Genomic DNA, 15,188 nt, shown 5'->3' with positions numbered 1-15,188 from the left:
TGCCGACAGCAGTTGGCAGCGGAGGAAATGCACATGGCAACGCTCATCGGTATCGTCAGTAAGGTCATCGGTCAGGTGTACGCAGTGGCGGGTGATGGCACCCGACGCACCCTGGTCGAGGGCGATCGGCTGTTTGCCGGCGAGCAACTGGTCACCGGGGCCGAAGGCGCGGTGGCGGTGCAACTGCAAAATGGCCAGGAGCTGACCCTGGGGCGTGACAGCAGCCTGCAGATGACGGCCCAATTACTGGCGCATCAGGTCCCGCATGTGGAGACCGCCGATGCGGTAACGCCGAGCCAGGCGCAACTGACCGATGTCGAGCAACTGCAAAAAGCCATTGCCGCCGGCGCCGACCCGACTCAAACAGGCGAAGCCACTGCCGCTGGACCGGGCTCGGGCGCGCCGGGTGGATTGGGCGGCGGTCACAGTTTTGTGTTGCTGGAGGAAGTGGCGGGCCGGGTCGATCCCACGATTGGTTTCCCCACCGCGGGCTTCAACGGTATTCCGGAGTTTCTCCTGGAGCGCCGGGATACTGATCCAGACAATGGCGATAGCGGCGATGCACCGAATAACCCGGTCACCCTCATCGGCCTGTCGGCGGCGGGAGGCGAACTGACCCTCAATGAAGCCCACCTGGCGGACGGTTCGGCCAGCAACCCTGGAGCGCTGACTCAAAACGGCACCTTCACAATCATTGCCGCTGACGGGCTGACCAGCCTGAACATCGGCGGGATCAACGTGATCAGTGGCGGTGTGCCCACCGGTTTTCCGCAGTCGATCACCACTCAATTGGGCAACACCCTGACGATTACCGGCTACAACCCGGCCACTGGCGTGGTGAGTTACAGCTACACCTTGGTCGGCAACGAAACCCACTCGGCTGGCGATGGCGCCAACAACCTCAGTGAACAGTTCACCGTGGTCGCGAGTGACAGCAATGGCGATACCGCCACCGGTTCGCTGGACGTCAACATCACCGACGATGTGCCCAAAGCCATTGACGACACCAACGCCAATACCGCCTCGGAAACCCTGCTGACCCTGACTGGCAGTGTGCTGCCTAACGACCTCCAGGGCGCCGACCGTATTGCCACCGGCCCCGACAGCGGGCCGATCATCGGCGGCACGTTCAACGGGACTTACGGCACGCTGGTGCTCAACCCCAACGGCACGTACACCTACACCCTGAACACCAGCGACACCGACTTCAAAGCCTTGCACGGCGGCGGCAGCGCTACGGAAACCTTCATCTATACCCTGACAGATGCCGACGGCGATACCAGCACCGCGAACCTGGTGCTGGAGATTCACAACAACGATGACCCGGTGATCATCGGTGGGCTGAATGCCGAAGGCGGCGAGTTGACTGTTTACGAGAAAAACCTCGCTGACGGCAGTGACCCCGATGCACCGGCGCTGACCCGGAGCGGCACTTTCACCATCACGGCGCCAGACGGTGTGCAAACCCTTAGCGTCGGTGCAATCAACGTGGTGCTTGGCGGTCTGGCAGCAGACTTCCCGCAGACGTTCGTCACGCCGCTCGGCAATACGCTGACCATCACCGGGTTTGATCGTGCCACCGGCGTGATCACTTATAGCTACACCCTAAACGCTAACGACGCGCATCCGGATACCAGCGGCGCCGACAGGCTCGCCGGGCAATTTGCGGTAACCATGGTGGACGACAATGGCACCACCGCCCACGGCATTCTCGATGTGAATATCGTCGATGACGTGCCACAAGCCGTGGACGACAGTAATGCCAACACCGCCTCGGAAACCCTGCTGACGTTAATCGGCAGCGTGCTGCCCAACGACATCCAGGGCGCTGACCGCATTCCTACTGGCCCCGACAGCGGGCCGGTCATCGGCGGCACGTTCAACGGGACTTACGGCACCCTGCTACTCAACGCCAACGGCACCTATACCTACACCCTGAACACCAGCGATGCCGACTTCAAAGCCTTGAACGGTGGGGGAAGCGCTACCGAGAATTTCGTCTACACCCTCACCGATTCCGATGGCGATACCAGCACCGCGACGCTGGTGCTGGAGATTCACAACAACGATGACCCAGTGACCCTCGATGGCCTGAACGTCAACGGCGGCGAACTCACCGTCTACGAGAAAAACCTCAGCGACGGCACCAACCCCAACACACCTGCCTTGACCCAGAGCGGCACCTTCACCGTCACCGCCCTCGACGGTTTGCAAACCCTGACCGTGGGCGGCATCGCAGTGGTCACCGGTGGCGTGGTCGCCGGCTTCCCGCAATCGATTGTCACCGCGCTCGGCAATACGCTGACCGTCACCGGTTTCAACAGCACCACCGGCGTAGTCAGTTACAGCTACACCCTGACGGATAACGAAACCCATCCGAACGCCGACGGCACCAACAGCATCACCGAGAACCTCAACGTCGTCGCCACCGACGTCGATGGCAGCACGGCATTGGGTCAGATCAACGTCAACATCGTCGATGACTTGCCCACCGCCAACCCTGATCTCGCCACGATAGCCGAAGGCGCAACGGCCTCGGGCAACGTGCTGAACAATGACATCGGTGGCGCCGACGGCCCGGCACTCAGTGGTGCGGTGGTTGGCGTGCGCGCCGGCAGCGACACCTCGACTCCGGCTATTGGTGGCTTGAACACGCAAATCAACGGCACCTACGGCTACCTGACTCTGGATGCCAACGGCAATGCCGTGTACCACAGCAACCCGAATTCGGTCAGCGCACCGGGCGCCACGGACGTGTTCACCTATACCGTGCGCGATGCTGATGGCGATGAAAGCACCACAACCATCACCATCAACGTGGCGGACTGCACCCTTGTAGCGGCCAGCGACAGCGACGTGACGGTTAACGAAAAAGCCCTGGATCTGACCCAGGATGGCCAGGACCTGGCAGCAGGCACCGTCACCGGCAGCGAGCCGGGCAATGCCGGTGAAACCGGCTCCGGTACGTTGGTGGGCTCGGTTACTGGCGCCACTGGCACGATCACTTACACCCTGGTTGGCAGCGCCACCGGGACTTATGGGCAAATCCTGCTCAACCCCGACGGCAGCTACACCTACACCCTGACCTCCCCACCAACCACCACGCCCCACGCTAACGACGGGCCGAATACCCTGAGTGAAAGCTTCACCTATCAAGCGACCGATCCCTTGGGCAACAGCGTCACCAGCACTATCGTGATCAATATCGTCGATGACGTACCCACCGCTCACGCCGATGCAGTCGCGGTGGCGGAGGGTGGGACCGTCAGCGGTAATGTGTTGGGCAATGATGTGCTCGGTGCCGACGGCCCTGCGGCGGGTGGTGCAGTGGTCGGCGTGCGCGCCGGCAGCGACACTTCGACCTCGGCCATCGGTGGTTTGAACACGCAAATCAACGGCACCTACGGCTACCTGACGCTGGATGCCAACGGCAACGCCGTGTACCACAGCAACCCGAACTCGGTCAGCGCGCCGGGTGCCACGGACGTGTTCACCTACACCGTGCGCGATGGCGACGGCGATGAAAGCACCACGACCATTACCATCGACGTGTCCAACTGCTCCCTCGTTGTGGCTCCCGATACCGACGTTACGGTTCAGGAGAAAGCGCTGGATTTGACCAAGGATGGCCAGGACCTGGCAGCAGGCACGGTCACCGGCAGCGACCCTGGCAATACCGGCGAAACCGCTTCCGGCACGCTGGCCGGTTCCATCACCGGCGCCACTGGCGCGATCACCTACACCCTGGTCGGCAGCGCCACCGGAACCTACGGGCAGATCCTGCTCAACCCCGACGGCAGCTACACCTACACCCTGACCTCGGCGCCGAAAACTTCGCCCAACGCCAACGACGGCGCGAACACCCTGAGCGAAAGCTTCACCTACACCGCCACCGATTCGGTGGGCAACAGCATCACCAGTACCATCGTGATCACCATCGTCGATGACGTGCCGACTGCTTACTGCGATTCAGTCGCGGTGGTAGAGGGCGGGACCGTCAGCGGTAATGTGCTGCACAACGATGTGCTCGGTGCTGACGGCCCTGCAGTGGGAGGTGCAGTGGTCGGCGTGCGGGCCGGCAGCGACACTTCGACTTCGGCCATCGGCGGTTTGAACACGCAAATCAACGGCACCTACGGCTACCTGACGCTGGATGCCAGCGGCAACGCCGTGTACCACAGCAATCCGAACTCGGTCGGCGAGGCGGGCGCCACGGATGTGTTCACCTATACCGTGCGTGATGCCGATGGCGATGAAAGCACCACCATCCTGACCATCGACGTCCACAACAACTGCCTCGTAACGACCACCGATACCGACGTGACGGTCTACGAAAAAGCCCTGGATTTGACCCAGAACGGGCAGGACCTGGCGGCGGGTACGGTCATCGGCAGCGAGCCTGGCAACACGGGAGAAACCGGTTCGGGGACATTGGTCGGTTCGGTCACCGGCGCCACCGGCGCAATCACCTACACCCTGGTCGGCAGCGCCACCGGAACCTACGGGCAGATCCTGCTCAACCCCGACGGCAGCTACACCTACACCCTGACCTCGGCGCCGAAAACTTCGCCCAACGCCAACGACGGCGCGAACACCCTGAGCGAAAGCTTCACCTACACCGCCACCGATTCGGTGGGCAACAGCACCACCGGCACCCTTGTGGTCAGCATCGTCGATGACGTGCCGTCTAACGCCGTCGCCTCGGACCGTTCGGTGCCCGCGGTGCAGATCGACTCCAACCTGCTGCTGGTGATCGACGTGTCCGGAAGCATGGACGATCCCTCCGGTGTATCGGGCCTGTCGCGACTGGAGCTGGCCAAACAGGCGATCAGCACACTGCTCGACAAGTACGACAATCTGGGCGATGTGAAAGTGCAGGTCGTCACCTTCAGCAGTAGCGCCACGGACCAGACCTCGGTGTGGGTCGATGTGGCGACGGCCAAGTCGATCATCGCGACGTTGACGGCGGGTGGCGGGACCAACTACGACGTGGCCGTGGCGACCATGCAAACCGCGTTCGATACCTCGGGCAAACTCACCGGGGCGCAGAACGTCGGCTACTTCTTCTCCGATGGCAAACCCAACGAAGGCGACATCGGCACCGCGGACGAGGCCGCGCTCAAAGCCTTCCTCGACGCCAATGGCATCAAAAACTACGCCATCGGCCTGGGCAGCGGCGTCAGTAATGACAGCCTCGATCCAGTGGCCTATGACGGCAGCACGCACACCGACACCAATGCCGTGGCAGTGACCGACCTCAATCAACTCAACTCGGTACTCTCGGGCACCGTGCAAGGCGCGCCGGTCACCGGCTTGCTGCTGGGCGAGGGCGAGGGCGGTACGTTCGGCGCCGATGGCGGCTTCATCAAAACCATCACCGTCGATGGCACCACTTATACCTATGACCCCAAAGGCAACAGCAATCAGGGTTCGCTGATCTTCAGCGGCGGCGTCAACCACGGCACCTTCAACACCGCCGATAACACCTTGAGCATCGCTACCAACAACAGTGGCACGCTGCTGGTGAACCTCGATACCGGCGAGTACACCTACCTCTCGCAGAAAACCACGGCGGCGGTGATCACCGAAAACATTGGCTTCACCGCCAGCGACAATGACGGCGATCTGGCCAGCTCCACGCTGGTGATCAACGTGATTCCGAACACGCCACCAGTGGCGGTCGATGACCACGTCATCACCAACGTGCTGTCGGGCAGCATTGTGGTGCCGGGAGAGCTGCTGCTGGCTAACGACACCGATGCCGATGGCGATGCGCTCACTGCATCGCCAACCACCTTCAACACCGGTTGGCTGACCAAGGGCGCGGACTTCACCGGTACCAACTCGAACTTCAGCTTCACCGGAAATAACCAGGCAGTGACCATCGCCCGTAGCGCATTCGTCGCCAACACGGCAGCCATGACTGCGGTGCTGGTGGTCAGCGGGGCATTGGGGGCGGTCAGCAGCAACAATACCAACGACGAGGACCAGATCACCGTCAACCTCAAGCAGGGTGAAACCCTCAACCTCGACCACAACCTGGCGGCCGGCCACGTCACCATGGAGTACTCGGTCAACGGCGGCGCTTTCATTGCCATCGCTGACGGCCAGACCATCACCGCTACGGCAGACGGCACGTACCAGATCCACATTACCAACATCGACGATGGTGGTCCGGGTAACAGCGGGAAGGGGTCGGAAAATTACCAACTGACCATGACCGTCAACTACGCCGGAGCCTACGAAACCACGCCGGACTTTCACGGTACCTACACCGTCAACGACAACCATGGCGGCAGCGATAGCGCGGGCGTGACCATCAGTTATCAGGATGGCCACACCCTCACCGGCACTTCGGGCGATGATGTACTGGTGGCGGGTACCGGCAACAACGTCATCAATGCCGGCGACGGCAACGACGTACTCTCCGCAGGTTCAGGCAACAACGAGTTGCACGGTGGCGCCGGCAATGACTTGCTGTTCAGCGGAGCGGGCAACGACCTGCTCGATGGCGGCACCGGCAACGACACCGCGAGCTACGCCCATGCCGCCGCCGGAGTCACCGTCAACCTGAGTCAGCTCACCGCGCAAGACACCCTTGGCGCCGGCACCGACACCCTGACCGGCATCGAAAACCTCACCGGCTCGAACTTCAACGACAGCCTCATGGGCGACAACAACAGCAACATCATCAACGGCGGTCTGGGCAACGATGTGCTCAACGGCGGGGGCGGCGATGACTTCCTGATCGGTGGCCTGGGCAACAACACCCTCACCGGCGGCAGCGGCGCCGACACCTTCCAGTGGCTCAAAGGCAACAGCGGCCACGACGTCATCACCGACTTCACCCCAGGCACCGACAAACTCGACCTGTCGCAACTGCTGCAAGGGGAAAACGGCACCGCGGCATCGCTGGATGACTACCTGCACTTCACTGTCAGCGGCAGCGGCGCATCGGTCATCACCAGCATCGACGTCAGCGCCATGGCCGGCGCTACGCCGAACCAGACCATCGACCTTGCCGGCGTGAACCTGGCCAGCCACTACGGCGTCACCCCCGGGGCGGGCGGGGTGATTGCCGGCGGCGCGGATACGGCGACGATCATCAACGGCATGCTCAATGACCATTCGTTGAAGGTGGATACGGTGTGAACTGAAAGTACAAAACCCGCCATTTCTTTGGAAAGAAATGGCGGGCTTTTTGTTGTTTGGGGTTTTGAACGTCAAAAGATCGCAGCCTTCGGCAGCTCCTACGGATTCGGTGTTCACCGCCCTATCGCGGTTGAGCACAATCGCGCGCAGGAGCTGACGAAGGCTGCGATCTGTTGATCTACCAAGCCTGTGCCGCTGAAGCAAAAAAGCCAGGCCCGGATTCAGATATCCGGCCCTGGTTTTTTGTTGGGGCTTAGGGCCTCTTCGCGGGCAAGCCTCGCTCCTACGGGGGGACGTGGCATCAGTGCCCTGCACATCAGTAGGAGCGAGGCTTGCCCGCGAAGCTTTTGACTCAGGTCGCTTCGTTCAGGTATTTGCCCACGGTCGCCACGTTGTCGAGCGAATACTGCTTGCTCAGGTTGGCGATCATTTTGTTCAGGGCTTCGGTCACGTTGAACTGATTGGTGGAGCTGTCAGTGTTCTGCTCGCGGCCGGCTTGCAGGGCGGTTTTCAGTTCATCGCTGCTGACGCCACCGCTGCTGTCGCTGTCCAGGATCTTGAGCAGTGCGGCACTGGTGTCGGTGCTGGTCGACGAGGTGCTATCGCTGGCCAGGGCGCTGCTCAGTTCGGTGGCTGTGACACTGCCGTCGCTGTCGGTATCGAGCTGGCTGAACAGCTCTTCGCTGGACACCTGCTGAGGTGGTGGAGGCGGAGGGGTCAGGCTGGCGACAAGTTCGTCCTGACTGACGGTGCCGTCTTCGTTCTTGTCCAGCGCCGAGAAGATTTCCGTGCTGTCGGCAGTGCTGCCGGCACTGGTCAGGCCGTTGCTGAGTTCATCGCTGCTGATGGCGCCGTCGCCGTCAGTGTCCAGAGCGCTGATCAGCGCATCGGCCAGTTCGGTGCTCGGTGCCTGATCATGCGGTGGCGGTGGAGGGGCCATCGCGGCCATCTCTTCACTGCTCAGGCTACCGCTTTCGTCGCTGTCCAGATCGCTGAAGTTCTTGCTCAGGCTGACCAGCAAACCGTCATCGGTTTTCTGCGTCAGAGCGCTCTTGAGTTCGTCCTGATCCACCGCGCCGTCGCTGTTGCTGTCGAGTTTGGCGAGCAGATCTTTCTGGAATTGCTGGCCGCGGGCGCTGTTGGTGGAGGTGCTGCTGGTGCTGGTATAGCTCGTGTAGTTGCTGCTGACACTGCCGATCATTGTGCTCACTCCTTGGAATGGGAAGCCGGTGAGTGCACCGGCTTATGCAGCCTCAAGGGGTGAGTTGTCGTGGGTATGTGGGGTTTGTACCGTCCGGTACACAAACAGATATCAGGCCCGCCTACGATCCTGTGGGAGCGGGCTTGCTCGCGAAGACGGCGGCACAGTCAACATTGATGTCACCTGACACACCGCTTTCGCGAGCAAGCCCGCTCCCACATTGGATTTGTGTGTGATTTAGAGGCGGGGCAGGCGAATGACGGCGGTTAAACCACCACCGGAAGTCTCTTCCAGACTCAACTGCCCACCCAACCGCTCCGCTGCTTCCCTTGCGATGGTCATGCCCAGGCCGACGCCGCCGGAGTTGCGATTACGTGAACCTTCCAGGCGAAAGAATGGCTCAAACACCGCTTCACGTTTATCCGCCGCGATACCCGGGCCATGGTCGATAACCCGGATCACCAGTTCCTCGCGACTGTCCTCAAGCGTGATCAGCGCGTCCCCGGCATAACGCAGGGCGTTATCCAGCAGGTTATTGATACACGAGCGCAGGGCCATCGGCTGAACCTGCAACGGCGCGCAATGGCCGCTGGCCTGGACATTGGAACCCTGGTCCTGGGCGTTTTCGCTCAGGGATTCCACCAGCGCCTGCACGTCCATCCATTGTGGCGCCTCACTGGTGCGCTGTTCGTGCAGGTAGGTGAGAGTGGAGTCGAGCATGCTGATCATGTCGTTCAGGTCCTGACGCATCTGGCCTTGCAGCTTGTCGTCGTCGATCTGCTCCAGCCGCAGCTTGAGCCGTGACAGCGGCGTGCGCAGGTCATGGGACACCGCGCCAAGCATCCGCGAGCGCTGCTGCACCTGTTCAAGAATGCGCTTCTGCATCAGGTTGAAGGTGTGCGCCGCTTGCCGCGCTTCCCGTGGGCCCGACTCATCCAGCGGTGGGCTATCGAGGTTTTCACTCAGGCGCTCGGCAGCGTCGCTCAGGCGTTGAATCGGGCGGGTCAGCAGCTTGGCGCCGTACCAGGCGGCGATGATCAGCGAGACAAACTGAAAGGTCAGCGGCACCAGCGGCCCGCCGAACCACGGCCGTGGCGGCCGGTTGCCGAAGCGCGGATCTGGTGGTGGGCGTTGTCCGTCAAAGCGCTCGGAAAATTCCGACGGCGCAGGAGGGGGAGGCGGTGGACCGTAATGCCTGAACCAGAAGAACGCCAACAGGTGCGCCAGTACGATCGCCAGCAGCAGCACGCCAAACAGGCGGCCGAACAGCGTATCGAAGCGCGTACGCATCAGCCGATGTCTCGTGCGTCGAACAGATAACCCTCGCCGCGAACGGTCTTGATCAGCTGTGGGGCTTTCGGGTCATCACCCAGTTTCTGGCGCAGGCGCGAGACGAGCAAATCGATGCTGCGATCAAAGGCTTCGATCGAGCGACCACGGGCGGCGTCTAGCAGTTGTTCGCGGCTGAGTACCCGGCGCGGACGTTCGATGAACACCCAGAGCAAACGGAATTCGGCGTTGGACAACGGCACCACCAGGCCATCGGCGGCGATCAACTGGCGCAGCACGCTATTGAGGCGCCAGTTGTCGAAGCGAATATTCGCACGTTGTTCGGTGCGGTCGTCGCGCACCCGACGCAGAATGGTCTGAATCCGTGCGACCAGTTCCCGTGGCTCGAATGGCTTGGCCATGTAGTCGTCGGCACCCAGTTCCAGGCCGATGATCCGGTCGGTGGGTTCGCAGCGGGCGGTGAGCATCAGGATCGGGATGTCCGATTCGGCGCGCAACCAGCGGCACAACGACAAACCGTCTTCGCCGGGCAGCATCAGGTCGAGCACCACCACGTCGAAATGCTCGGCTTGCAGCGCCTGACGCATGGCGGCGCCATCGGTGACACCGCTGGCGTGGATATTGAACCGGGCCAGGTAGTCGATCATCAGTTCACGGATCGGGACGTCATCGTCGACGATCAGGGCGCGAATGCTCCAGCGTTTATCGTCGGCCGGCGCTTTTTGATCGTCGTTCAGAGGTGCTGGGGAGTTGTGCATGCGTGCGTTCATCTGCCAGATAGGCTGCCAACCACAAAGATAGGCTGCGAGGTTGTGGCTTCAGCATAGGCGTCCGGCCGTGAGGCGGGAAGTGCTGTAGGACCTGTTGCGGCTGCCGAGGGTAGCGCTGAAGGGTGTTGTGGGCGTGTCGTGTGTGTACCGAATTCGACACAATTGCCGCAGGAGCTAGTCTTGTCTAAGCCGCGACGACGAATTACCGATCATCGGGTCCCGCAGCGGCGCTGGTTCCGCTACAATGCGCGCCGATTTCGACTTGCCTGAGAGCCCACTCATGTCCGCCTGCCAGACGCCTATCATCGTCGCCCTGGATTTCCCTACCCGTGACGCCGCACTGAAGCTGGCCGATCAGCTGGACCCGAAGCTGTGCCGGGTCAAAGTCGGTAAAGAACTGTTCACCAGTTGCGCCTCGGAAATCGTCGGCACTTTGCGCGACAAAGGCTTCGAAGTGTTCCTGGACCTCAAGTTTCATGACATTCCGAACACCACCGCCATGGCCGTCAAGGCCGCCGCGGAAATGGGCGTGTGGATGGTCAACGTGCACTGCTCCGGTGGTCTGCGCATGATGGCTGCCTGCCGTGAAGTGCTCGATCAGCGCAGCGGCCCGAAACCGCTGTTGATCGGCGTGACCGTGCTGACCAGCATGGAGCGTGAGGACCTGGCGGGTATCGGTCTGGACATCGAGCCGCAGGAGCAGGTGCTGCGCCTGGCCGCGCTGGCGGAAAAGGCCGGGATGGACGGTCTGGTCTGCTCGGCCCTGGAGGCCCGGGCACTGAAAACCGCGCACCCGTCGCTGCAACTGGTGACCCCGGGGATTCGTCCGGCGGGCAGCGCCCAGGACGATCAGCGCCGCATCCTGACCCCGCGTCAGGCGCTGGAGGCCGGTTCCGACTACCTGGTGATCGGCCGTCCGATCAGCCAGGCGGCGGATCCGGCGAAGGCGTTGGCCGCCGTGGTCGCCGAACTGGCCTGATCAAACACCGAAGATCCAATGTGGGAGCGGGCTTGCTCGCGAAGAGGGAGTGTCAGTCGACATCGATGTTGACTGACACTCCCTCTTCGCGAGCAAGCCCGCTCCCACATGGGGTCGTGTTGTTTGCAGGTATGGGTTAAACCTTCAACACCAACTTCCCGAAATTCTCGCCGCTGAACAATTTCATCAGCGTCTCCGGGAATGTTTCCAGTCCTTCCACGATATCTTCCTTGCTCTTGAGCTGCCCCTTGGCCATCCAGCCGGCCATTTCCTGCCCGGCAGCACCGAACTGTGCGGCGTAATCCATCACCACAAAGCCTTCCATCCGGGCGCGGTTAACCAGCAGCGACAGGTAGTTGGCCGGGCCTTTGACCGCTTCTTTGTTGTTGTACTGGCTGATGGCACCGCAAATCACCACCCGCGCCTTCATGTTCAGACGATTCAGCACGGCATCGAGAATATCGCCGCCGACGTTATCGAAATACACGTCGACGCCTTTCGGGCACTCGCGTTTGAGGCCCGCGTGTACATCTTCGTTTTTGTAGTCGATGGCGCCGTCAAAACCCAGTTCATCGATCAGGAACTTGCACTTGTCCGCGCCGCCGGCAATGCCGACCACCCGGCAGCCTTTGATCTTGGCAATCTGCCCGGCAATGCTGCCCACCGCACCGGCCGCGCCCGATAGCACCACGGTGTCGCCGGCTTTCGGCGCGCCGACATCGAGCAGGGCGAAGTAGGCGGTCATCCCGGTCATGCCCAGCGCGGATAAATAGCGCGGCAGCGGTGCCAGTGTCGGATCGACTTTATAGAAACCTCGCGGCTCGCCGAGGAAGTAATCCTGCACACCAAGGGCGCCATTGACGTAGTCCCCCACGGCGAAACCCGGATTGTTCGAGGCGATGACCTTGCCTACGCCCAATGCACGCATGACTTCGCCAATGCCGACCGGAGGGATGTAGGACTTGCCCTCATTCATCCAGCCACGCATGGCCGGGTCCAGGGACAGGTATTCGTTCTTGACCAGAATCTGACCCGCCGCCGGTTCGCCGACCGGTACTTCTTGATAGGTGAACGTCTCGCGGGTGGCCGCGCCCACGGGACGTTTGGCGAGCAGGAACTGGCGATTGGTCTGGGTAGTCATGACAGGCACTCAAGATGAATGAAGTCTTGTTGATAGACCTTCATTGGCCATGCTGCAAGGTTGGCTGATGCTGCGAATGCACATCGATCCAGTGCAGTGATAGTCATGGCAGCGGTTCTATCACTGCAACTCATGGGCGCCCAACCGGCCTTCTGATAGTGCTGCCGCGCCATACACCCCTGTGACTAGACTGGCCACACGCGATCCCCTGCATTCTTCCTTCTGAGGACATAACAATGAGCATGACGTTTTCTGGCCAGGTTGCCGTTGTGACAGGCGCGGCCAACGGTATTGGCCGCGCGACCGCTTTGGCATTCGCCGCCGAAGGTTTGAAAGTGGTGGTCGCCGATCTGGACGCGGCCGGTGGTGAAGGCACTGTGGCGCTGATTCGCACCGCCGGCGGTGAAGCGACCTTCGTGCGCTGCAACGTCACGGTGGAAAGCGATGTAAAAAATCTGATGGACGAGGTGGTAAATACCTACGGTCGTCTCGACTATGCCTTCAACAACGCCGGCATCGAAATCGAGAAAGGCAAACTGGCCGACGGCACAGTCGATGAGTTCGACGCGATTATGGGCGTCAACGTCAAAGGCGTCTGGCTGTGCATGAAGTATCAGTTGCCGTTGCTGCTGGCCCAGGGCGGTGGCGCGATCGTCAACACCGCTTCGGTCGCCGGCCTGGGCGCTGCGCCGAAGATGAGCATCTACGCAGCCTCCAAGCACGCGGTGATCGGCCTGACCAAATCGGCGGCCATCGAATACGCCAAGAAAAAGATTCGCGTGAATGCCGTGTGCCCGGCGGTGATCGACACCGACATGTTCCGTCGAGCCTATGAAGCGGACCCGAAGAAGGGCGAGTTCGCCAATGCCATGCACCCGGTCGGGCGTATCGGCAAGGTCGAAGAAATTGCCAGCGCGGTGCTGTACCTGTGCAGCGACGGCGCGGCGTTCACCACCGGTCATTCGCTGGCGGTGGATGGTGGGGTCACGGCGTTTTAAGTCAAGTGCAATCCATGTGGGAGCGGGCTTGCTCGCGAAAGCGGTGTGTCAGGCGACATCAATGTTGACCGGGCCACCGTCTTCGCGAGCAAGCCCGCTCCCACATTTTTTACTGTTCGGAGTTGATTCCGTGAAGACGCCGATCAATGTGTTTCAAATGATTAGATCTGAGGGTTTTGGCGGCGTTGTCGCACATCCCCTGAAGCGCTCCTGTGATTAACTGTTCCCCGCAAAACGGACAGGAGTTTGCTTGCTCATGGAGTTGAGAATCGATCGGGAGGCATTGGTGCCTGTCGTGCAGCAAATCGTCGACGCATTGGCCGACTGGCTCCGTCGCGGCGAGGTGACGCCGGGGGGGCGTTTGCCTTCCGTGCGAAAAATCGCGCGGATCAATCTGCTCAGTCAATCCAGTGTCGTCGAGGCCTGTGAACGGCTGGTGGCTCAAGGGGTACTGGAGACGCGTAACGGGGCGGGTTTCTTTGTCGCGGCAACGGTGCTGGCCGCTCAGGAGCAACGCGATCTTCCCTGGTTCGAAGGGGTTGAGGAGAAGCAAAGCGGCCATGTCGAGGAACTGAAACTGGGTTGCGGCGGCCTGCCCGAAAGCTGGCGCGAGACTGACGACCTGAGCTACGCCATACGCCAGGTCAGCCGCACCGACATGGCCGGGTTGTTCAACTACAGCACGCCGCTGGGCCTGCCTGCTTTGCGCCAGCAGATCCTCAAGCGGTTGAAACAACTGAGTATCGAGGTGGATGAAAGCCGAATACTGACCACGGCAGGGGCCAGTCATGGGCTCGATCTGATTGTGCGTACGCTGTTCAAACCGGGCGATTGCGTGGTGGTGGAGAGTCCCGGTTATTCGATGCTGTTCGATCTGCTCAGGCTGCACGGGGTCAGCATGATCGAGGTGCCACGAACCCCGCGCGGGCCAGACACCGAAGCACTCGAGGCGGTGCTGCTGAAGTACAAACCCCGTGGCTTGTTCATCAACAGCTTTTATCACAACCCCACTGGCAGCAGTTTGACCCCGGGGGTGGCTCAGCAGGTCCTGCAACTGGCCAAAAACCATGGCGTGCGGGTGATCGAAGACGACGTCTATGCGGATTTTCACAGCGGTCCCGGCACGCGCCTTGCGGCACTGGGCATCGATGACAACGTGATCTACGTCGGCAGCTACTCCAAAACCCTCAGCAGTTCGTTGCGGGTTGGCTTTGTAGTGGCCAGTGCCGATGTGATTTCGCGACTGGCGCAGGTCAAGATGATCAGCAGCATGGGCGCTTCACGGTTCAGCGAGTCGGTGCTGGCGAGTCTGTTGGCCAGCGGTGCCTACCGCAAATTGGTGCAGCGTCAGCGCCAGCGTTTAAGTATTGGCAGGGACGCAGCCTTGCAGGTCCTCGAAGACGCGGAGTGGGAGGTTTTCGGCAAACCGGTTGGCGGCCTGTTCATCTGGGCGCGATCGCGCAACGCTGACTATGCTCAGGTGCGCACTCAGGCTCGGCGCTTCGGTGTCCTGCTGTCTTGTCCGACGGCGTTCAGTCCGACCGGCCAGGCTCATGACTGGCAGCGGATCAACATAGCTTATGCCTGTGATCCTCGCGCCCGGGCATTTTTCCAGGCCACCGCCAGGGTCTGTTGACGTTTGGTTACGAGCCGCGTT

The 15,188-nt window shown here is 61.4% G+C and carries 8 protein-coding genes; 4 read left to right on the top strand and 4 right to left on the bottom strand.

Going from position 1 to position 15,188, the window contains the following annotated elements:
* Positions 1-33 precede the first annotated feature (33 nt).
* The gene (locus PMI36_RS19765) at positions 34-7,152 is read left to right on the top strand and encodes a retention module-containing protein (protein WP_008070273.1); all 7,119 of its coding nucleotides are present in this window, start codon (positions 34-36) and stop codon (positions 7,150-7,152) included.
* Between the two features lie 352 nt (positions 7,153-7,504).
* Here the strand turns inward: PMI36_RS19765 and xopAW are convergent, their stop codons facing one another.
* The 3 genes from xopAW to PMI36_RS19780 all read right to left on the bottom strand — a co-directional run bounded on the left by xopAW (position 7,505) and on the right by PMI36_RS19780 (position 10,401).
* Positions 7,505-8,353 carry a XopAW family type III secretion system calcium-binding effector gene (gene xopAW / locus PMI36_RS19770; RefSeq protein ID WP_008070272.1) on the bottom strand — a complete coding sequence of 283 codons (849 nt, stop codon included), beginning with the start codon at positions 8,351-8,353 and terminating at the stop codon, positions 7,505-7,507.
* A gap of 237 nt (positions 8,354-8,590) precedes the next feature.
* Entirely contained in the window at positions 8,591-9,643 is a 1,053-nt protein-coding gene (locus tag PMI36_RS19775; RefSeq protein WP_008070270.1) for a sensor histidine kinase, read from the bottom strand.
* Complete coding sequence (locus PMI36_RS19780) at positions 9,643-10,401, bottom strand: response regulator (protein WP_008070269.1); 759 nt, start codon at positions 10,399-10,401, stop codon at positions 9,643-9,645. Before PMI36_RS19780 ends, PMI36_RS19775 begins: the two co-directional genes overlap by 1 nt.
* 292 nt (positions 10,402-10,693) lie before the next feature.
* Between PMI36_RS19780 and pyrF the strand changes: the two genes are divergently transcribed.
* The gene (pyrF, locus tag PMI36_RS19785; protein ID WP_008011684.1) at positions 10,694-11,392 is read left to right on the top strand and encodes an orotidine-5'-phosphate decarboxylase; all 699 of its coding nucleotides are present in this window, start codon (positions 10,694-10,696) and stop codon (positions 11,390-11,392) included.
* A gap of 136 nt (positions 11,393-11,528) precedes the next feature.
* Here the strand turns inward: pyrF and PMI36_RS19790 are convergent, their stop codons facing one another.
* The gene (locus tag PMI36_RS19790; protein ID WP_008070265.1) at positions 11,529-12,533 is read right to left on the bottom strand and encodes an NADP-dependent oxidoreductase; all 1,005 of its coding nucleotides are present in this window, start codon (positions 12,531-12,533) and stop codon (positions 11,529-11,531) included.
* 236 nt (positions 12,534-12,769) lie between these two features.
* On the opposite strand from PMI36_RS19790, the gene PMI36_RS19795 reads away from it, so the two are divergent.
* The gene (locus PMI36_RS19795; RefSeq protein WP_008011690.1) at positions 12,770-13,531 is read left to right on the top strand and encodes an SDR family oxidoreductase; all 762 of its coding nucleotides are present in this window, start codon (positions 12,770-12,772) and stop codon (positions 13,529-13,531) included.
* Between the two features lie 256 nt (positions 13,532-13,787).
* Positions 13,788-15,167 (top strand): aminotransferase-like domain-containing protein, encoded by a 1,380-nt coding sequence (locus PMI36_RS19800; protein WP_008070263.1) that lies wholly within the window; start codon positions 13,788-13,790, stop codon positions 15,165-15,167.
* Positions 15,168-15,188: the final 21 nt, after the last annotated feature.

The sequence above is a fragment of the Pseudomonas sp. GM79 genome (assembly GCF_000282495.1).
GTDB lineage: Bacteria > Pseudomonadota > Gammaproteobacteria > Pseudomonadales > Pseudomonadaceae > Aquipseudomonas.
The sequence above is the reverse complement of the archived record's forward strand: the minus strand, read 5'-3'. Positions and strand labels throughout refer to the sequence as shown.